Annotated in this window: 15 protein-coding genes; 9 read left to right on the top strand and 6 right to left on the bottom strand. The window is 48.6% G+C overall.

What is annotated here, in order from left to right; genetic code table 11:
- Positions 1–12: 12 nt before the first annotated feature.
- Positions 13–1,791, bottom strand: coding sequence for a sodium:solute symporter family protein (locus R2X38_RS13265; protein WP_317522733.1), 1,779 nt, complete (start codon positions 1,789–1,791; stop codon positions 13–15).
- Between the two features lie 384 nt (positions 1,792–2,175).
- Here R2X38_RS13265 and R2X38_RS13260 point away from each other — a divergent pair, with 384 nt between their 5' ends.
- The 6 genes from R2X38_RS13260 to R2X38_RS13235 all read left to right on the top strand — a co-directional run bounded on the left by R2X38_RS13260 (position 2,176) and on the right by R2X38_RS13235 (position 6,199).
- The gene (locus R2X38_RS13260; protein WP_317522732.1) at positions 2,176–2,871 is read left to right on the top strand and encodes an oligogalacturonate-specific porin KdgM family protein; all 696 of its coding nucleotides are present in this window, start codon (positions 2,176–2,178) and stop codon (positions 2,869–2,871) included.
- A gap of 202 nt (positions 2,872–3,073) precedes the next feature.
- A complete protein-coding gene (locus R2X38_RS13255) occupies positions 3,074–3,790 on the top strand; it encodes a FadR/GntR family transcriptional regulator (RefSeq protein WP_317522731.1) in 717 nt (238 codons plus the stop codon).
- Between the two features lie 165 nt (positions 3,791–3,955).
- Entirely contained in the window at positions 3,956–4,363 is a 408-nt protein-coding gene (locus tag R2X38_RS13250; RefSeq protein ID WP_317522730.1) for a GNAT family N-acetyltransferase, read from the top strand.
- A gap of 231 nt (positions 4,364–4,594) precedes the next feature.
- Positions 4,595–5,002 (top strand): DUF1330 domain-containing protein, encoded by a 408-nt coding sequence (locus tag R2X38_RS13245; RefSeq protein WP_317522729.1) that lies wholly within the window; start codon positions 4,595–4,597, stop codon positions 5,000–5,002.
- A 92-nt stretch (positions 5,003–5,094) separates the two neighbouring features.
- Positions 5,095–5,706, top strand: a complete 612-nt coding sequence (locus R2X38_RS13240; RefSeq protein WP_317522728.1) for a LysE family translocator — start codon at positions 5,095–5,097, stop codon at positions 5,704–5,706.
- A 67-nt stretch (positions 5,707–5,773) separates the two neighbouring features.
- Positions 5,774–6,199 (top strand): bifunctional diaminohydroxyphosphoribosylaminopyrimidine deaminase/5-amino-6-(5-phosphoribosylamino)uracil reductase RibD, encoded by a 426-nt coding sequence (locus R2X38_RS13235; protein WP_317522727.1) that lies wholly within the window; start codon positions 5,774–5,776, stop codon positions 6,197–6,199.
- A 6-nt stretch (positions 6,200–6,205) separates the two neighbouring features.
- Here R2X38_RS13235 and R2X38_RS13230 read toward each other — a convergent pair whose 3' ends face one another.
- Together R2X38_RS13230 and R2X38_RS13225 are read right to left on the bottom strand one after the other, a co-directional pair.
- Complete coding sequence (locus R2X38_RS13230; RefSeq protein WP_317522726.1) at positions 6,206–7,132, bottom strand: glycyl-radical enzyme activating protein; 927 nt, start codon at positions 7,130–7,132, stop codon at positions 6,206–6,208.
- A gap of 61 nt (positions 7,133–7,193) precedes the next feature.
- Positions 7,194–9,485, bottom strand: a complete 2,292-nt coding sequence (locus R2X38_RS13225) for a pyruvate formate lyase family protein (RefSeq protein WP_317522724.1) — start codon at positions 9,483–9,485, stop codon at positions 7,194–7,196.
- 263 nt (positions 9,486–9,748) lie between these two features.
- On the opposite strand from R2X38_RS13225, the gene R2X38_RS13220 reads away from it, so the two are divergent.
- Entirely contained in the window at positions 9,749–10,435 is a 687-nt protein-coding gene (locus R2X38_RS13220; protein WP_317522723.1) for a GntR family transcriptional regulator, read from the top strand.
- A 65-nt stretch (positions 10,436–10,500) separates the two neighbouring features.
- On the opposite strand, the gene R2X38_RS13215 is transcribed toward R2X38_RS13220, so the two are convergent.
- Positions 10,501–11,286 carry a phytanoyl-CoA dioxygenase family protein gene (locus tag R2X38_RS13215; RefSeq protein ID WP_317522722.1) on the bottom strand — a complete coding sequence of 262 codons (786 nt, stop codon included), beginning with the start codon at positions 11,284–11,286 and terminating at the stop codon, positions 10,501–10,503.
- A gap of 179 nt (positions 11,287–11,465) precedes the next feature.
- Here R2X38_RS13215 and R2X38_RS13210 point away from each other — a divergent pair, with 179 nt between their 5' ends.
- Positions 11,466–12,494, top strand: coding sequence for a hypothetical protein (locus R2X38_RS13210; protein WP_317522721.1), 1,029 nt, complete (start codon positions 11,466–11,468; stop codon positions 12,492–12,494).
- A gap of 210 nt (positions 12,495–12,704) precedes the next feature.
- Positions 12,705–14,636 (top strand): fructose-specific PTS transporter subunit EIIC, encoded by a 1,932-nt coding sequence (locus R2X38_RS13205; protein WP_317522719.1) that lies wholly within the window; start codon positions 12,705–12,707, stop codon positions 14,634–14,636.
- Positions 14,637–15,449: 813 nt separating this feature from the next.
- On the opposite strand, the gene R2X38_RS13200 is transcribed toward R2X38_RS13205, so the two are convergent.
- A complete protein-coding gene (locus R2X38_RS13200; protein WP_317522717.1) occupies positions 15,450–17,600 on the bottom strand; it encodes a heparinase II/III family protein in 2,151 nt (716 codons plus the stop codon).
- A complete protein-coding gene (locus R2X38_RS13195; protein WP_317522715.1) occupies positions 17,600–19,741 on the bottom strand; it encodes a heparinase II/III family protein in 2,142 nt (713 codons plus the stop codon). Before R2X38_RS13195 ends, R2X38_RS13200 begins: the two co-directional genes overlap by 1 nt.
- Between the last annotated feature and the right edge of the window lie 167 nt (positions 19,742–19,908).

The following is a 19,908-nucleotide window of genomic DNA, read 5'->3' as shown; positions in this document are numbered from 1 at the left end:
TATCAAAAATATTTATTTAGCTTCTGCTGCAACGTTGCCTGTCTCTACAGAGTCGTCGACCGCTTTAACAAGCAGAAGACCAACACCAAGTACAATGGCACCACATAGCACGAAGATTACACGTCCCCAGAATGGGTTAGGCAGGGCAAACATCGCCATGACACCTACACCGGCAACAGCAATCAGCGAACCCAGCATACGGCGCTGTTTGTTATCTAGCTGCTTCTGCTCTGTCGACTCGGCAACCAGTGGCGTAGCAAGGTTATTAAAGAACTTATCAACGTCCTGCTGGCGCTCTTTAGGTAGAGGCTTGTAGAACAGAGTAGTAAGGATAAAGAAACCGCCGGTAAAGACCAGGTGACCGATAAGGCCAATAGCGACTTTCAAGTCAGACCACTCACGACCCGTCAACGGCTCAAGGTTAAACCAGTTTTGTACCATTTCAGCATTAATGACAAAGCCAACGTAGTAAGAAACGATCGCACCCACCACTAGCGTACCCCAACCCGCCCAGTCTGGCGTTTTCTTGATGAAGAAACCGAAGAAAGCAGGGATGGTCATTGGGAAGCCGATCAATGCGCCGACGTACATCATGGTATCGAACAGGCTCAGTCCTTTCAGTGAGTTGATGAAAAGAGCAACCAATATGATAGCAATACCAAAGAAAGTAGAGGTTACCTTAGACACCACAACCAGCTCTTTCTCGGTCGCTTTAGGACGGAGAATTGGCTCGTAGAAGTTCTTAACGAAGATACCCGAGTTACGGTTCAGGCCCGAGTCCATCGAAGACATGGTCGCCGCGAACATAGCAGCAATCAGCAGACCCACCATACCCGCTGGCATGTATTCCTGTACGAAGTATAGGTAGGCAAAGTCACCGGCTTTTGAGCCCGCATCAGGGTATTGCGCAACCAGATCAACACCTTGGCCAGCGATGAACCAAGAAGGCATGAACCAGATCAATGGGCCCATGGTCATCAGGATACACGCAAGCAGCGCGGCTTTTTTCGCGTTTTTTGAGTCCTTGGCCGCTAGGTAACGGTATGAATTCAGCATGTTGTTGGTAATGCTGAACTGCTTGAAGAAGATAAAGAATGCCCAGATACCGAAAATGCTTAGGTAGTTTAGATCGTTACCAGATACAAATGATGCCCCATCTTGTACCGGGAAGTTGCTAACGATTTCACCGACACCACCACCTTGGATGATCGCAACAACGGCACAGGTCATGGTCACTGCCATGATGATCACCATCTGCATAAAGTCAGAGGCAATAACGGCCCAAGAGCCACCGGTAACCGACATCACCAAGACCACAAGACCAGTACAGATAATGGTTGTGGTCATGTCGAAACCGAAAATACCAGAGGCAATAATCGCCAGACCATTTAGCCAAATACCGGCAGAAATTACGCTGTTTGGCATACCAGACCAGGTAAATACCTGTTCATTGGTTTTACCAAAACGCATACGAATGGCCTCAATTACCGTGACAACACGCAGTTGGCGGAACTTCGGTGCGAAATACAGGTAGTTCATCAAGTAGCCAAAGGCATTGGCAAGGAAAATAACCGCTACTGCAAAGCCATCGGCATAGGCTTTACCTGCCGCACCGGTAAACGTCCAGGCACTGAACTGGGTCATGAATGCCGATGCACCTACCATCCACCATAGCATGCTACCTCCCCCTCGGAAGTAGTCACTGGTAGTGTTCGTGAATGTTCGGAACATCCACCCAATTGCAATTAGAAACAGGAAATAAACCCCTACGATGAGAGTATTAAGATCCATCGTTCGTATCCTTAGTGTATTAATGATGGAATTATAATAAATAAGCCAAAGACCAACTTGTACTACAATAAGCTTTATTCGTGACTCAGATCGCTAAGATTCTTTTGAAGTAAGGACAAAAGTGATTAATACGAACTGTCCCCTCAAAAAAACCAAACATAATTTGATAAAATCAAATAAACTCAACACATTGAGGTATATATTTTAGTAATTAAAAACAGTAGCTTACACCTAGACTGATTGTAAGATGTTGATTTTAATATCATAAAAATCTGCAGCACGCATTCATTGAGCTTGCTCACATAAAACACATCAAAGGCTTCAAACCGCACTTAACAGATAATACTATTGTATTATTAATTTAATGTAATTCGGAACTAAGCTATGTTTAAACCGTCCTCTCTACTTATTGCTCTGAGTGCAATTATTGCTGCTGGCCAAGTAAACGCTGCATCAATTGATTTTCGTCATGAATATAAGGGTAAATCTGAGCAGCACTCCAGCCGTGTGAAAATCAACGAAAGCATTGGTGATCTGTACTTCAGTGGTGAGTTGAAATTCAAAGGTGCAGACGGCAAGTTCATGGAAGATTTGCAAAACAATGGTTGGGAATTTGACTGGGGATACCGCTTTCGCCTGAACGACAACTGGACTTTGCAACCGGGCATGCCAATTGAAGGCCGTAGCAGCGGTATGACCTATAAACCGCAAGTTCGCCTGACTTACGCTTTCGACAGCGTAGAGGGCTTAACGTTGAGCGGCCGTTACCGTCACGACTTCAAAACCTACAGCAACGGCGACAGCACAGATAAACGCCACAGAATAACGGGTAATGTCGGCTATAAGATCAACCAATGGCAGTTTGGCCTTGAAATGAATTACTACAAAGCAGAAGGTTACGAGCTATACGACGGTAAAGACACTAACTACGAGAACAACATCAGCATCCGCTACCGCCCAGGTGCTTGGAGCCCATATGTTGAGTTCGGTGACGTTAACTTCAACAGAACAGATGCTAGCGGTAACAACAACGACACCCGTGAACTACGTAGCCGTGTAGGTATTACTTACAGCTTCTAATGGTCCGTCTCTAGGATATCGGCTTTAGATAGACTGTTTTTTTAGCTAAAAATTGCCCCTAGCGGCAAAGTTTATTACGATAAAAAGCCGACGAAAGTCGGCTTTTTTGCCTGAATAATTCAAAACTACTCAAGCAAAAACACGAAATCCAGTATACTGTAGTCATATAGTCATACATATTGTTATGGAACCAAGGATTAACATGTCTTCTAGTTTTACCGCGATTGCGGGATCCAAACGCAGCCTGCATGTTCAGGTCGCCCGCGAAATCGCCCGTCGCATTCTCTCTGGCCAGCTTGAGCAAGGCCAAGTGATCCCTGGCGAAATGACGCTCTGTGAACAATTCGGCATCAGCCGCACCGCCCTGCGTGAAGCTGTTAAGCTTCTGACGTCAAAAGGCCTGCTTGAGTCAAAACCGAAAATCGGTACCAAGGTTGTTGGCCGCCTGAACTGGAACTTCCTTGATCCACAACTTCTCGAGTGGATGGAAGGCCTGCAAAACGCAGAAGTTTTCTACCATCAGTTCCTCGGTCTACGCAAAGCCATCGAGCCAGAAGCCTGCGCCTTGGCGGCGCGCAACGCCACTGCCGACCAGCGTATCGAGCTCTCTGAGACTTTCCAGCAAATGTGTGAAATTGCTGACAACTTTGACCAAGAACGCTGGGCAGAAGTTGATATGCACTTCCATCGTTTGATTTTCTTCTCAACCGGTAATGACTTCTACCTACCGTTTGGTAATGTGATGGCGACGATTTTCATGAGCTTCATTCACCACTCATCCAAAGACGGCGGCGTTTGTATCAATGAGCACCGTGCAATCTACGATGCCATCATGGCCGGCAATGCCGACAAAGCCCGCGCAGCGTCTCAATTCCTGCTAAAAGAAGAGAAACACCGCCTACCAAGCGAAGTGGCTTAATTCCCAACCTTATCACCACTGTATATACCCAAGAGGCACCCTAAGCCGCTTGGATATATACAGTTCTTATCCCCTTGCGTATTTTCTTTACTTAGGTGTCACTTCACACAAACTTGTCATATCGGCCTGCTAGGCTGGGAGCGTCATACTTAATTTGGAGTTAATATGATCCGACAAGCCAACTTGAATGATGGCCCTGCCATTGGCATATTGCTGACTCAGCTTGGCTACCAAGCCTCACCCGCTGTTATCGAATCAATGCTGGACGACAGCCGGCAAACCACCATGGTTTTCGAGAGCGAAGACGGACTACTTGGGTTGATAGCCTTGATCATCTTTCCGTATTTTCCTACTGGAGAGCAAATCTGCCGTATCACCGCCCTCGTGGCGGAAAAAAATAAGCGCGGCAAGGGCATTGGCTCGACGCTCATTGAAGTAGCAAAAAACCATGCCAAACAACATAACTGCCAATTATTGGAAGTAACTACGTCGCTGAGCCGCTATCAGGCCCAAGAATTTTATTCTAAACAAGGTTTTGAGAAGCGCTCGTTGCGCTATTTGTGTGATCTTTGATATTTTATCATCAGTATTTATGACATTAGCTTTCCCATCGCAAACAGTTAGCACGATTATCAATATAAGTTTTAAGCATTCGCTATCATCGACATTTAAAGAACTATTTTGCGAAAAACATCGCCATAATCCAAAAATTGCCTTTACCTTTAATTTTCATCTCTTCATATTAAGATTTTGCAAGCAGCACAATTGCATAAAATAATATGACGCGAGTGACTTGGAGAGAGTATGGAAGTTTTGAATCAGCTATATCCATCTAATGCGCAGATGGAAAGACTCAACCACGATCCAGACAGTGGCGAAATTCACCTACTTAATTTATTCCGGTTCAAGGAAAAAGCCGTTTATCCTGATGGGCGTGAAACCGCATTAACCGGTAAAGAGGCTTATGAACTATATGGCAAGCCTATGCTGAAGGTACTGGATAAATACGGTGCGGAAGTCGTTTTCTATTCAGATATAACCGGATTAATAATTGGGGAAGTGGATGAGTTATGGGATGCCTTTGTTATTGTTAAATATCCCTCAAGGCAAGCCCTACTCGATATGACTTCGTCAGAGGAATTTAAGGCCTTAAGCATCCACCGCGAAGCTGGGCTCGAAGGACAATTAAATATCGAAACCAGTATTCCATAGAGGCATTTATCTTAACTTCAGGTTTCAAATAGCTAACTATATAAAGGTTTAACACTGCCTACCAGTAACACATCATCAACCATGGGGATGTAATGGACTACATATTTTCATTGATACTATTTGCGGTGGTATCATCCGCAACGCCGGGCCCCAATAACATTCTAGTGATGACCTCAGGGCTTAATTTTGGTATCAAAAAGAGCCTGCCTGTACTATGCGGAATATGTGTTGGCTTTTCTTTCATGTTGCTACTTGTCGGTTTTGGCTTTGGCCAGGTCTTCGAGCTTTTCCCTCGTTTACATACCCTCATAAAAATATCTGGCGTGCTGTATTTGCTTTATTTGGCATGGTTGATTTCAAGCTCAAGGGACGGTTTTGGAGCGAAGGAACAATCTGAACCACTGACTTTTCTCAACGGCGCTTTATTTCAATGGGTCAATGCCAAAGCTTGGGTCGTAGCGACAGGGGCCATTGCCGCTTTTACCGTATCAGGCAGTGAGTTCACCACCCAAACGCTGATTTTAGCGAGTACTTTTTTGGTTATCTCCTTTCCCAGTGTTGGGATATGGTTATATTTCGGCTCATGGCTCAAGCGATATTTGAACAATGATACCTACCGCAAATGGTTTAATTTATCCATGTCCGGTTTATTGATACTCTCTATCTTGCCTGTCATTGGTGAGCTGTTAGAGCAATTTGGATGATCTCTCGCCCCCCTTTTCGATGATGGTAATATACTCGTCTTCTACCCGTTTTAGAGATATAGAGTCAATGCCTCAGAAGTTTATGCTTCGCGCCTTGGAGCTATCACAGCAAGCATTGCCAGACTGCCAGCCCAATCCACCGGTTGGCTGTGTACTGGTCAAAAACAACCATATTGTCGCCGAAGGCCATACCCAGAAGATTGGCGGAAACCATGCCGAAGTCGAAGCGTTGAATGCCTATTCAGGCAGTATGGAAGGGGTCAGTGCCTATGTCACGCTGGAGCCATGCTCGTTTGTCGGAAGGACACCCGCTTGCGCCAAAACACTGGTTAAATCTGGGATCAAGCATGTGGTGGTAGCCATGCTCGACCCCGATCCAAGAAACAGCGGAAAGGGAATAGCGATCCTTGAGCAAGCCGGTGTAACGGTCGAAGTGGGATTATGCCAAGCGCAAGTAAGCCAATTTCTTGGCCCATACCTTGGCAAGTCTTAGTGCGAATTAACTTAAAGTCACGTTGACTTCACCGTAGCTTCGCACCTTTGCCAGCCAGTTTTGCACATCCTCATCAGCGGGAATATCAGCCTCAACATCATACTCCCGCCCAATTTCTGCTGCCTTGCCTTTACCGAAGTTATGGTAGGGCAACAGCTCGACTTTCTGGATATTGCCCATTGACTCCGCCAACCTTGCGATAGCTTCCAAATGCTGTTCTGAAAGGTTATAGCCGGGGATGATCGGGCAGCGAAGGATCACCGCAGCATTGATCTGCTCAAGCAACTTGAGGTTATCATCTACCAAACGCCTAGGCAGCCCCGTCAGGGCTTTATGGGTTTTGTCCCCTGTTGCCTTGTAGTCAAACAAAAACAGGTCGACATAAGGTGCTATCGCGCGGTAATGCTCAGGCTTTGAAGCGCCGTTGGTTTCAATGCAGACATGCAGGCCGTTTTCCTTACACTTCTTGGCTAGGGCCAAAGAAAAATCAAACTGCTTGAGCGCCTCACCGCCAGAGAGGGTCAAGCCGCCTCTTGACTTGTCAAAATAGACCTTGTCTTTGATCACCTCGGCAAACACTTGATCGACCGTCATCTCTTTCCCGTAGATTTTAAGCGCATCATGCATACAGGCATCGACACACAAACCACAAGCATCACAATTGCCAAAATCAACCAGGTGATTTCCGGCGGCATCAAAGGTATGTACCCCCTTAGGGCACGCCTGCTCGCAAGAACGGCAGCCAACGCATTTCTGCTGCGAAAAAGACAACTGTTTCCTGACGCTCAGTGACTCCGGGTTATGGCACCAGACACATTTCATCTGGCAACCCTTGAGAAAAACGGCAGTACGGACACCGGGGCCGTCATTGACGCTGAACTTCTGAATATCGAAGACAATGCCTTTCGCCTTGGCTTGAGCTGAAGCTTGCATGGCTGTACCTGTACACATCAAAGAAAGAGAAAAAGGGCTGCCATCAGCAGCCCGGTTGACATTAGTCGTTCAATGTCCGGTTAAGGATTTCCAGCTGAACATCACGGTCTAGGTTAACGAAGCGGGCACTGAAGCCACCGACACGCACCACCAGATTCGGGTACTTCTCTGGGTTGTGGTATGCATCTTCCAGCTCCCCCTTGCCCACAACACTCACCATGATTTGAGGGCCGCCCTGCTCAAAGTAGCCATCAAGCAGTGCTTCGACAATCATTCGCTTGTCCTGGTACATGTTCTTGCTGAACTTCATGTTCTGTACCGAGCCGGCATGGACATCTGCTTTCAACTTCGCCAACGAGTTGAGCATCGCCGTTGGGCCATTTTTATCAGCACCGCTTTGTGGGTTGTTGGCATTGCTCATGTACACCCCGCGATGGCGGCCATCGGCAGATGCACTTGTTGCCCGGCCCCACTCGGTGTTCACCTGGTTGTTGATAATCACCACCAGGTAACTGTCCATCCCCACTCTGGCGGCAGAGTCTTTAATGCCGTTACAGATGTATTCATGCATCTCGACCGCAATCTCATCGACATAGCTGTCATCGTTACCAAATTTCGGCGCTTGGATAAGATCGTATTTCATACGGTCATAGCCATCGAAATCGACTTTCAGTGCTTCGATCAGTTCGGCATAACTGTATTTGTTATCCTCGAAGATCACTCTCTTGATAGCAGCCAGTGAATCGTAAGCATTGGTATTGCCGTAGGTTTCATTGGTGCCTCCCAGCTTGTAAACACCACCATCGAGTAACGCCTTGCTACGACCGATACAATCGTCAGTCAGCATGCTGGTAAACAAGAAGCCCACTTGTTGGTTCATGACGCCATAAGAGAAAGACTGGGCATTGGCTGTCAGGTCGATATAGAAATCCAGCAGCGCCTTGTAGTTATTCATCACATCATCAAAGCTATTGACTTGCCCAGGCTGCAGCAAAGCAGTCCCTCCGCTCTTGTCCTGGCCATCCCAAAAGTCAGTACCACCGGTCAATGAAATGTTCAGGATCTTGAGGATATTGATACAGGTATTCGGCGTGCCGACACTCTTGCCCGACAGGACAAACTCCCCGCACCCAAATGGGACATAATGCTGGGCGTCCTGCTCAGAGATCTGCATCGACTTCATGACCGCAGGCACATTGACATCATCGTTGTACAAGATTGGGTAGGTCAGGCCTTCGCCAATGGCATCCAGTGCGTCATTGTAGACGTCTTGGTTCATGCCCTTGTAAATACGCAAGGTGAACTGAGGCTCGGTATCTTTATTTTCACGTACCGCCTGAATTGACAATTTGCAGTACACATCCGCCGTTTCCGGGTTGCGGCGGCCTAGACCACCAATGACTACACGGCCATTCACTGTTGTCTTGCGCGCTTCAATCAAGCGGTAGTGGGAGCGAATATAATTAATTGCCTGGCGCTCGGTAATACGCTCGGCTTCAAGATCTGCCACCAGCAGATCACCAAGGTAATCATCCATACGGCCGTAGTTCACTACCCCGGCACACAGGCTGTACAGCCAAGTTAGCTGAATACCCTGCAAGAAAGTTTGCGGTTTTTCGCTGCGAATCGCTGCCAGGGCATCAATCAAATCACTCAGTTGGTGCTTGCGGGTAAGATCAGGCGTTGATTCAAGCTCCTTGGCACACAGTTCGATATGCTTGTTGATGACCGCTTCGACAATATCAAGGCAACCAAGGAAAGATTGGTGCAGCGACACAGCCTTGGTATCCGACTGCTGGCGCGCTGACGCCAGCTTGTCGCCAATAAGGGCACGCATGCCGTTAAGGCCCAAGTCCACCAGTTTGTTGTAATCGAGATACATGCCGCTAAGGCGAGCTGTTGCAATGGCAGGGTAGTTAACATCAACAAACTTGCCCAACGTCGTCTCAGTTAGGGTCTGGCGATAATAAATCGAACGGGTGTCATGTTGCTGCCAGTAATCCAGCAGGGCATCTACGCGAGCATGGGTATCTGCAGGTAACTCGTTCTTCAGCGCCTCAAGCTTGTCAAAATTACAGTAATGCCCGACGCCACCCACCGATGTCACGCTACCAAAACCAATCGGCAATGCATCCACACGACCGACAACACAATCCTCCGCTTCAATTTGTCTGAACAAAATTGGATACAGTTGGGATAAACAGCCCACCTCGCGTTGGTAGATATCCTGTTCGCTCTGATGCGCTTGAGTATAAGCTTCCATTATTTCCAGCTGGGTCAGCACTGGCTTTTCACAAGGGATCTTCTTGTTGACATCAACTTGGCTTGGGTTGTTTTCGATTTTGGATGACATGGTAGGGCTCCTCTTGGCGTTATGGGGATAAACATAAACCCACACCCAAAATATGTAAATACAAATATAAAATGACCATCAAAAAGGATGATCTTGATCATGCCGTAAGAAAATTTGGCGATGACAGTGGGGCTGGAAGGGCTTTTCTGGTAATATTTCAGTCATACATATTCACGTATTTTGCCCTTCCCCCCTAAATATGTGTTAACAGGTTAGGCTTTTACTGGGCAAGATACGCTACTTATAAAGAAGTCGCTCTAGAGATGAAGTACATAGAAGTTTACCAGGCTATCAAAGCTGATATTGTTGCGGGAACCTACCCGGCTTGGTCCCAACTGGATGGTGAGCATGCGCTTTCAAGCCAGTTCGGTGTCAGCAGACCGACACTACGCAAGGCGATCGAAAAACTAAAACAAGAGTCGTTTGTCCACTCCCGCCAAGGATCGGGGATTTTCGTCAATCCGCCCGAGTTCTACCAGGACAACAACCTGACCAGTATCTCTGAGCGGATCAACAAAGACACCGACTTAAAAAACATTGTGCTGGAGTTCAGCCAAACCCAGGCGAATGAGTTACTTGCGCAAAAATTCCGCCTGGAAGAAGGTGCCCCACTCTATCACTTCAAGCGGATGCGGATTATCAACGGTGAACCATCTATCCTAGAAGAGACCTGGATGCCGGTGGCACTGTTCCCAACCTTTACCGAAGCCCACTGCGAGCAATCAGTGCTGCATTTTGTCGAGCACAGTGCCGGCCATAATATCAGCCACGATGCCAAGACCATCTCAGGTAAAGCACTAAACGAAAAAGAAGCCTTTTTGCTTCGGGCTGAGCCGGGGCACATCAGTCTGTGTATCCAGCACCATGTTTACCTGCTGCACTCTGTCCTGGCGCAATACACCGTAGAAACACTGGTATCCAACGAGCTCACCACAGTTTCCATCCGCTAATAGAAAAAGCGTCGGTTTACTTTGTAAACCGACGCCTCCTTTACGCTTGTTTATCCACAAACTGATTAAAAATCAGGTAGCTGGTACACTCTGTTGTTAGCAATGTTCTCACCCCGGACTTGGTATAGGCGGTGGGTCGCATTGTCCGGGTGCGCATCATTGACCTTACAATCTAGTGATACGTAGCGCATGGTGTAACCGCAACGGCGGTGCGGGCTGGTATTGGCCAGGGCGCCATGGAAGATACGGCCGTCATGGATGGAGCACTGGTTCGGTTCCAGTTCAAAGTACACCGCATCCTGCTCATCAAAATAGCGGTGGTGCAATTCGGTAGAGAAGGTATGGGTTGCCTTGTCGACATCGACATACTCAAACTTGTCTTCCAATACATGGGTGCCCGGGATCACCCGCATACAACCGTTCTCCTTGTTCGAAGGATCTATTGCCAACCAGATAGTCGCTAGCTTATCCATACGATCAATTCGGCCTTCCCAGTATTTCGAATCCTCATGCCACGGGGTAATGCGGCCGGTGTAGGCTTCCTTGCAAATAAAGTGGCTACTCCATAAACCAATATTTGGACCAATCAAAGATTCAACCAGATCCAACACCGGTTTGGCGGTCAAAAACTTAAACAACCTTGGATCAGCATAATGCGGGCGGTTCAACTCATCGGCCCGCATCTCCCCTTTTGCAGCCATCAAAGATTCAAAAATATCCTGTAGCTCTGAAAACTGCTGTGGGTCGAGCAGAGGTTGCTTGTGCAGGATATAGCCATCTTGTTGGTACTGGCTACGCAATGGTGATACGTCGTTCTGGATAATTTCTTTTGTCGGGGTGAGCAGGGACATAGCGTGGCTTCCTTATTGGATAGTTTGGGCGATCTTGTTTTTGTATTTACAAATTATCGGCATTTGTTATGTTATGCAAGCGCTAATTTTGTTAACAATTATCACCAGCTACAAAATTGCCCATTTCTTGTAAACGCTTTGCCTAATAAATACAGTCACTTAAAAGAAAGGAAATGAACATGTCCCAGCCATCGTCGTTAAACACCCCGCCCCCACCATGGCTCAACCAGCAATGGACCCAGGTTCCTGACTACATTGCCATTGAAAACTGCCACGAAATGGCGCAAAGCCGCGATGGCAGGGTTTTTCTTTCTGTCGACCATCCAGAGAACAACATCTTGATATTCAGTCCTGATGGGAGGTTCCTCGACAGTTGGACGTTGGGTTATGACGGCTGCCACGGCCTGACCCTGTTTGAGGAGGGAGGTATTGAATATCTTCTCATCACCCAAACCGGGGTGGTGGAAATCGATGGGGTTATCAGCAAAGGGCGCGGTGAAGTCGTGCAGGCGACCCTCGACGGCAAGGTCATCCGTACCTTTGCCAACCCATTTGAGCTGGGCATTTACCACCCAGGTTTAACTTACAACCCGACCGAAACGTGCGTCGCGCCCAATGGCGATATCTACATTGCCGACGGCTATGGCGCGAGTTTCATCCATTGCTTCGCCCCAGATGGCAATTACAAGTTCTCGTTTGGCGGCACTGAAAACGCGCCGGCTGCCAACTCGCTCATCAACCCGCATGGTATCGCCATTGATCACAGGCCGGCAGCCAAAGGGGGGCAACCCTTGCTGGTCATTTCCTCGAGAAAACAATCCAGCTTCAAGTTTTTCACCCTGGCAGGCGAGTTCGTCAAATCCATCCACCTGCCCGGCGTATATCCGTGCCGACCGGTGATCCATGGGTCATTATTATATTGTGGGGTGTGCTGGTCTGGCCCTGTTGTCAGTGACATTGATTTGGAAAATTACGCCAGCAGGCGGGATAACAGCGGTTTTGTCTTGGCCATTGGTGAAGATGGCAAAGTCACCCGGGCAATCGGCGCCAAACCGCCTGTTTATATTGCTGGAGTGCTTCAGCCTATGGAGGCCGAGGAAAATTCTCCTTTCCATCATGTCCACGATGTTTTGCCATTGAGCAGCGGCACATTGTTGGTCAGCCAATGGCGGGGCCAGCAATCACTTCCTTACGCGATATCGATCTAATGTGAATTTGATATGACAAATATACCAGCAATTAACTGTGATCTTTGTCATATCACATCCGTTACTCAGCTCACATTTACTGAAACAGGCTGGATACCATTCGATAAATTTGATCTCTATCAATTTTCACCCGTCAGAGTATCACTAAGATGAAATCACAATTTGTAAATACATAAATCTTACCCCCTACATCAAAAAGAGATCTGCACTATGATGAAAGAGATCCTAAATGAGCAGCTCATCAAGCTAGACTTGGCTGCCACAGATAAAGAAGCGGTATTCAATGAGCTTGCTGACGTACTGGTCAATGCAGGCAAAGTGTCGGACAAAGAAACCTTTGTCAAAGGCCTCTGGGAGCGAGAAGCCACAGGCAATACCGGCTTCGAAGACGGGGTCGCCCTGCCCCATGCCAAAAGCAGTGCAGTGATCGCCCCAGCGATTGCGGTGGGTGTTAGCAAAGCAGGCATTGAATATGGTGCCGAGGATGGTGAGCCTTCGAAGATCTTCTTCATGATCGCATCCCCGGAAAAAGCCAGTGACTTCCATGTCGAAGTCCTTGCCAGCCTGTCTTCTAAAATTATCGAACCCTCTTTCCTCGAAGACCTGCAAAATGCCACCAGCAGCGAACAAGCTCTGGCACTGTTTACCGCTAATGAAGAAGAAACGGTTTTACCGCCAGAAACAAACCAAGGGCCAGCCAAAGGGTTTATCATTGGTGTGACAGGCTGCCCGGTTGGGGTCGCCCACACGTATTTGGCGGCTGAAGCCATCGAAAATGCAGCCAAAGAGATGGGTTACGAATACAAGGTCGAAACCAATGGGTCGGTTGGGGTAAAAAATGCGCCAACGGCCGAAGAGATTGCCCGCGCTGATGCGATAGTCGTTGCCTGTGACAAGCAAGTAGACTTAAACCGCTTTGCAGGTAAAAAAGTCGTGATTACAGGGGTGAAAAAGGCAATCAAAAACGCCGATACCCTGATTGAGCAAGCATTAGTTGCCCCACCGTTTGCTGGTGATGACAAAGCCAGCCAGGCAACGGCAGCAAAAGCAGGCCCTGGTGGCTCAGGCCATGATCTTTACAAATACCTGATGAATGGCGTGTCACATATGATCCCTTTCGTCGTGGTAGGCGGTATCTTGATCGCGATTTCACTGGCGATTGGCGGTGAACCAACTCCTGGCGGCCTCGCTATTCCGGAAGGCAGCCTGTGGAACAAAATCCTTGATGTCGGTGTTGTCGGCTTCACCCTGATGATCCCTATCCTTGCCGGCTACATTGCCTATGCCATCGCTGACCGGCCTGGATTGGCCCCTGGCTTGATTGGTGGCTGGATCGCCAATAACGGCTCTTTCTATGACGCCGATGCCGGCACTGGCTTCATCGGTGCCATCATTGCCGGCTTGCTGGTCGGTTACTTCGTTAAATGGATTGTCAGCTTCAACTACAACAAGATGATCCAACCGCTCGTCCCTATCATGATCGCGCCGATTGCCGGCTCGCTGTTCATCGCTGCTGTCTTTATCTTTATCATCGGTGCGCCTATCGCCGGCATCATGGAAACCATGAACACCGTACTGGCCAACCTATCAACCGGTAATGTTATCCTCATCGGCCTAGTAATAGGCCTGATGCAAGGGTTCGATATGGGTGGGCCATTTGGTAAGGTGGCATTCCTGTTCAGCGTCGGCCTAATTGCAGAAGGCCAAACCCAGTTCATGGGGGCGCAAGCAGCCGCTATCCCTGTCGCGCCATTGGGTATGGCTTTGGCAGCCTTCATCGGTAGCCGTATGAAACTGTTCGAAGGCGAAGAAGTAGAAAATGCCAAGGCGGCAACCGCAATGGGCCTGGTTGGTATCTCCGAAGGTGCTATCCCGTTTGCAGCCCGCGACCCGTTCGCCGTTATCCCTGCGAACATGATCGGCTCGGCTGTGGCCTGTATCCTTGGCTTTAGCTTCGGCCTGACCTGTAACGTTGCGCACGGTGGCCCAATTGTAGTTCTCCTGGGTGCTTTCAACAAACCAGCCCTGGCACTGCTTGCAATGGCTATCGGTGTGGTTACTACAGCAGCTGTGGCCATTACCCTTAAGAAGATGCGCTACAACAAGGTAAAGAAGGAACAAGCTGCACTCGCGGCTAGCTAACAAGCCAACCAATGAACAAAAAGAGCGCCTTTTTCGGCGCTCTTTTTGCTTCAGTCAGGATATCGTTATTCATAAGAGTTATGACAGCAAGGAGAAGCAAATTGCAGTAGACGGAATAGTTCGAGAAGAAAAACCAGGCAAAAAAATAGCGCTCCGTCCTAGAGCGCTGTTAGTCAAGGCAAAGCTTAAGTTAGGAAGTAGATTGTTATAATAAGTCAGCTCAGGGTAGCCAATTGAGGAACGGCTATCTCGATTGATGGATGTATTATAGCGAAGAAAATACAATTATCAAACAGTATTTCTTAAAAATCAAAACGCAATTTCAAAAAGGCGATAGAGTGGGTAGTGGAGCATGTGAGCAAATGGTGAAAAACGCTCAGCCCAGGAATTTAGCAAAAAAATAGCGCTCCGTCCTAGAGCGCTGTTAGACAAGGCAAAGCTTAAGTTAGGAAGTAGTTGTTATAATAAGTCAGTCTCAGGGTAGCCACTTGAGGAACGGCTATCTCGATTGATGGGAGCATTATATGATCAGCCATCTTGTAATACAATATACCCAAAGCATCCTATTACTAAACCCACCAATAATCGGCAATATCTTTGCGTTAACGTGACCTATATCTCATTTACAGCGTAACAAACAGCCAATTAATAATACAAAAGCCTTATCGAACATTATGCACCAAGGCTTATATATTGTGCTTATACACTCAAGCTCACTTAGGGCGCAGTGAGCCTGTATCTTGAAGTCGCTTGGGTATAAACGCAAAAAGCCGGGCGAGCCCGGCTTTCCATTAATGACTTAGTAAGTGTTAGTTATAGCTGCGAGAAAGGGCCTTCCCAGCTGAAGGTCTCGCCTGCAAAGCTGACTTCATGCTTGCCGTCTTGTAGGCCGCCAATTTGGTTAGATACCGCATAAGTCACTACCTGGCCGTCAACAAGATGTAGGCGGACAACAGAAGCCACATCATCCATACCCACCACTTCAACGCGCTCTACTTTACCGCGTGCATCGACCGATGCTTCTACCGCTTCGTTGAAGTAACCGTGCGTTTCCAGCACGTTGGCAAACAGGTGGGACTTCGCTTTCTGGCGCAGTACGAACATTGGCTCAGAACGTAGGTTGAAGTCAGGATCGTTGGCACCCAAACGGCCGAAGATCACTTCACCCTTGTTACCCGCTGAGCTCACCATGCTGTAATAGCTGTTGTCATGCAACCAGCTTACCAGCGTGCTGCCAGATACTTCGCCCTGAGCAACCTGCCAGATGTGCTGGTAGCCATCGCTTTCGCCCATTGGCTTCAAGCTAGCGTTTGCCTGGTAGTCGAAATCGGTACGGATGATCTGGCCCGTGTGGTGTACAGGGAAGTCATACTCGTGCTCGTCGTCAGAGATCAAACGGTACAGGTCGATGATCAACGGGCTTTCGATACCGTCAACCTTCGCCAGTAGCACGCTACGCTGCATATCAACACCGGCGTAGTATTCGCGTACGATGCCGCTCATGCCCTGGAAGTCTTCGTTGTCAGTCTTGAAGAAGTGCAGTTCACCGTTACGGGATTCAGCCAATGCGGTGTTGAATTCGTTCTGGGTCTTGCGATCAACCACCACGGTGTTGTGAGCGATAGTTTGCTTACAGTAGCTCTTGTTCTCAGGGATGTAGCGGCCCCCGAACTTAGGCTCGACATTAACCCAGCGACCGAAACCGTAGTCATGCAGGGTTTCGTGGCCCTTGTTGAATACGCTTAGGTGAAGGCCGTCGTAGTGACCGTGATCCAGTGCCGAGTGGTACTGGTGATCAGAACCGTGCTGGCCGAACCATAGCAATGCCATGGTATCTTGGTCTTTGCTGTCACGGTGACGCATGATAGTCAGGCCCCCCTTGTCGCCATTAGGGCCATCAGTCACAAACAGGCTACCCCAGTTAAATGCAGGGATATTCTCTTCTTTTGCTACCGCGTCTGACAGTTTCTTACCAGAGATATGTACCCACACATCTTTCTGGTGAGCAGCCATCGCCAGTAGGTTGGCGTCTTCTTCGTAACGGCCAAAACATGCACTTGTCGTGATCAAGACACCTTCATCGTTGATGTCGATGGTCTTGGACGAGTCGTTCAAAGCCGGCAGCGTACCGTCAGGGAAAGCCGTTGACATTACTGCATAGCTGGTTGTTTTAATCACACCGTCTTTATGGGCGAAAATACCTACTTCTGGCTGGCGGCGCTCAATTGCTTCGGCAAACAGCTGAATCGGGCGCAGTGAGAAACGGTGGTAGTAAGGACCTTCCATGTAGTAGCCGTCTGGCGAGAACAGCTGGGAAAGCTGGGCCAGGAAGCCACCGCTTACGCTGTCGCCTTTCAGGCCGTAAAGCGCCTTATCAACGATTTCCTGGTTCTGGATCGCGTAACCACAGATACCTACACCCGCTACAGCCCAAAGGCCGTGGTTGTGGATGATATCGAAGTCGTGGGCGTAAGTGTCGACGAACATATCAGCCATGATCTGGAACAGATCGTTTTCGATAAGGCGGCGCTCGTCGTCAGACAGCGTGTGATGGATGCAGCTGTACGCACAAGAGGCGTAAAGCATCCACATGTTCTCGTTCAGTGTCTGGTGGAAGATACGGCCAGGGTGGTTACTGTCTAGACTGACGTTCAGCTCCAGCTTAGGGTAAACCTCTGCATACGCCACCAGCAGGTTGCGAATGTAATCACGGTATGCTTCGTTCTCGGTGATCAGGTACAGACGGCCAGCAATATCCATATGGATGTAGTTTTGCTTATGGCGGTTGTGCTCATAGCCACCACCTTCGCCGTGGCCAGGTACTTCGATACCAACCGTTGCGATGTAGTCTTCTAGTTTTGCAATGTCACGGGCCAGCGCATTGCCCATCAAGGTATCTTTACCCAGATCTTCACGAAGGATTGCGGCTTCGTCGAAGCTCATCAGTAGTGGTTGATACGTCATTATTTCGTCTCCTGCTCAACAGCAAGGAATCCTTTCCAGCTATAGGTTGTGTCGTCAATGATAATTCGATGTTCGGTCGTGTCGGTCACATTCGGCTGGTTGCTTACCATGACGGTGAAGCGAATACCTTCCCCTTCAATTGCAACCACCGAGCCTGTCTCGTTGTGAGCCAGAACGTCAATCTTGTTAAGTGCGCCACGGGCATTTACCGAGGCTTCTACTGCCTCATTGAAGTAGCCGTGGGTCTCCAATGCAGAGGCGAACAGCAGGTCTCTGCCCGTGGTTCGCATCATAAAATTGGTTTCATGGCGCAGGTTAAACTGCGGGTCGTTGGCGCCGGTCTGGGTGAAGATCACCTCGTTGTCAGCACTTGAGCTGGTACCGAGCCAAGTGTAGTAGCTATTGCCCTGCAGCCAGCTAATCAAAGCAGTGTTACCTGCGTCGCCACGGGCGAGGTTCCAGAGGTGCTGGTAGCCATTACTATCACCCAATGGGTGAAGTTCGTTGTTCGTCTTGTACTCGAAATCGGTACGGATGATCTGGCCCTGGTACTGGTGCGAATAGTCGTACTGGTGCGGCTTGTCGCTAGTCAGGCGGTACAGGTCGATCAGCAGCGGGCTCTCCAGCGCATCGGATTTCAGCAGCATCACGGTGCGCTGCATGCCTGTGCCTGGGTAATGCTCGTCAGCAAAGGCACTCATCGCCTGGAACTCAGTACCTTCCCCCATGAAGAAGTGTGGCTTGCCGTGTACGCTGTCGGCACGGTTGGCATCAAACTGGTTCTGGCAGCCTTCGTCCACCGTCACACTGTTGTGGTTGATGGTCTGGCGGGCGTAGCTTTTGTTCTCATCCAGGTATCGGCCGCCGAATTTAGGCTCGATATTCACCCAGCGGGCAAAGCCGTATTCACGCAGTACTTCCTGGCCACGGTTATAGAAAGCGATACCCAAGGTATCAAAGTGGCCGTGACCCATACCGTGCTGGCCGTAGTTCATGGATAGCTGGCAAATATCTTTGTCTTTCGCCTGCATGCGCAGGAAGCCTTGCGCACCACAGTTGCCGTCAGGGCCTTCGTTCAGTTCAACGCTCGGCCAGAACGGCGGCTCGATTTTACCCTCGGCAGCACAAGCTTGCGAAAGAGCCCGGCCACAAGAGTGCATCCAGACCTGGTTCTGGATCTGCGCCATACCTAGCAGGTTTTTATCAAAGCCATAACGCTTGAAGACCATGCTCACAGCGACCACAACGCCCATGTCAGTGATGCCCATGCTCTTCGATGCATCGTTCAAAGCAGGGAACACACCGTTCGGGTATGCCGTCGCCAGCAAGGCATGGGTGGTCTTCTTGATCACCTGATCCTTGTAGTTGTAGATATCCAACTCAGGCATATGGCGGTGCAGTACTTCGGCAAACACCGCCAAAGGGCGAATGGCAAAGCGGTGGTAATAAGGGCCTTCAATGTAGTAACCCGATGGCGAGAACAGCTCAGACAACTGGGCGAGGAAGCCCCCTGCCTTACCGTCTCCTTTGAGTCCATAGACCGCCATCTCCAAATACTTACGCTCGCCAATGGCTAAACCACAGATACCCGCTGCCGCCACAGCCCAGATGCCGTGGTTATGAATGCGGTCAAAATCAAAGCCATACTTCTCTGTCGCGACATGCAGCATTGGCTTAAACAAGTTTTCGACAATGTGCTCGCGTTGCGGCTCAGAAAGCCATGCACTGATACACGAGTAGCCTAAACTTGCATACATAAGCCACATGTGCTCGTTAAGCATTTGGTGAAACAAGCGGCCTGGAGGGTTGGTATTACGCTGAACATGAAAATCTAGTTGCAAGTATTTGTCAGCATATTGAGTCAAAAGTTGACCCGCATATTCGGCATAGCGCTCATCGTTGGTGATCAGGAACAAACGGCCAGCCAGATTAATGTAATGGTAGTTCTGCCTGTGCTTATTATGTTCATAACCACCGGCTTCGCTTTGACCGGGAACATCCATTGGCAGCGCCATATATTGTTCAAGCTCAGCCTGTAGCTTTGCAATGGTATGGCCCATTAAAGAAGAGCTTCCGATTTCTTTATGTAAATCAGAAGCTTCTTCATAAGTTAGTAACACTGGCAGTGTCATTGTGTTCATATTAACCTCTAGGTTAGAGCGTATACTGCACCTCTTTGATACACATAAAATAATACAAATTAGCTTTTTTTTCACTATCGCTTTGAAAAAACCTGACCATTATCACATTTCAATTGGCGAGTTGATCCATGTCAAATAACACAATCAAAGTGCTGATTTTAAAGAAT

It is taken from the genome of Photobacterium rosenbergii, from assembly GCF_033022775.1.
In the GTDB taxonomy this organism is placed as follows: Bacteria; Pseudomonadota; Gammaproteobacteria; order Enterobacterales; family Vibrionaceae; genus Photobacterium; species Photobacterium rosenbergii_A.
The sequence above is the reverse complement of the archived record's forward strand: the minus strand, read 5'-3'. Positions and strand labels throughout refer to the sequence as shown.

Coding starts and splice junctions, on each gene's coding strand:
- R2X38_RS13265 (WP_317522733.1), bottom strand. CDS start 1,791: ATGGATCTTAATACTCTCATCGTAGGGGTTTATTTCCTGTTTCTAATT.
- R2X38_RS13260 (WP_317522732.1), top strand. CDS start 2,176: ATGTTTAAACCGTCCTCTCTACTTATTGCTCTGAGTGCAATTATTGCT.
- R2X38_RS13255 (WP_317522731.1), top strand. CDS start 3,074: ATGTCTTCTAGTTTTACCGCGATTGCGGGATCCAAACGCAGCCTGCAT.
- R2X38_RS13250 (WP_317522730.1), top strand. CDS start 3,956: ATGATCCGACAAGCCAACTTGAATGATGGCCCTGCCATTGGCATATTG.
- R2X38_RS13245 (WP_317522729.1), top strand. CDS start 4,595: ATGGAAGTTTTGAATCAGCTATATCCATCTAATGCGCAGATGGAAAGA.
- R2X38_RS13240 (WP_317522728.1), top strand. CDS start 5,095: ATGGACTACATATTTTCATTGATACTATTTGCGGTGGTATCATCCGCA.
- R2X38_RS13235 (WP_317522727.1), top strand. CDS start 5,774: ATGCCTCAGAAGTTTATGCTTCGCGCCTTGGAGCTATCACAGCAAGCA.
- R2X38_RS13230 (WP_317522726.1), bottom strand. CDS start 7,132: ATGCAAGCTTCAGCTCAAGCCAAGGCGAAAGGCATTGTCTTCGATATT.
- R2X38_RS13225 (WP_317522724.1), bottom strand. CDS start 9,485: ATGTCATCCAAAATCGAAAACAACCCAAGCCAAGTTGATGTCAACAAG.
- R2X38_RS13220 (WP_317522723.1), top strand. CDS start 9,749: ATGAAGTACATAGAAGTTTACCAGGCTATCAAAGCTGATATTGTTGCG.
- R2X38_RS13215 (WP_317522722.1), bottom strand. CDS start 11,286: ATGTCCCTGCTCACCCCGACAAAAGAAATTATCCAGAACGACGTATCA.
- R2X38_RS13210 (WP_317522721.1), top strand. CDS start 11,466: ATGTCCCAGCCATCGTCGTTAAACACCCCGCCCCCACCATGGCTCAAC.
- R2X38_RS13205 (WP_317522719.1), top strand. CDS start 12,705: ATGATGAAAGAGATCCTAAATGAGCAGCTCATCAAGCTAGACTTGGCT.
- R2X38_RS13200 (WP_317522717.1), bottom strand. CDS start 17,600: ATGACGTATCAACCACTACTGATGAGCTTCGACGAAGCCGCAATCCTT.
- R2X38_RS13195 (WP_317522715.1), bottom strand. CDS start 19,741: ATGAACACAATGACACTGCCAGTGTTACTAACTTATGAAGAAGCTTCT.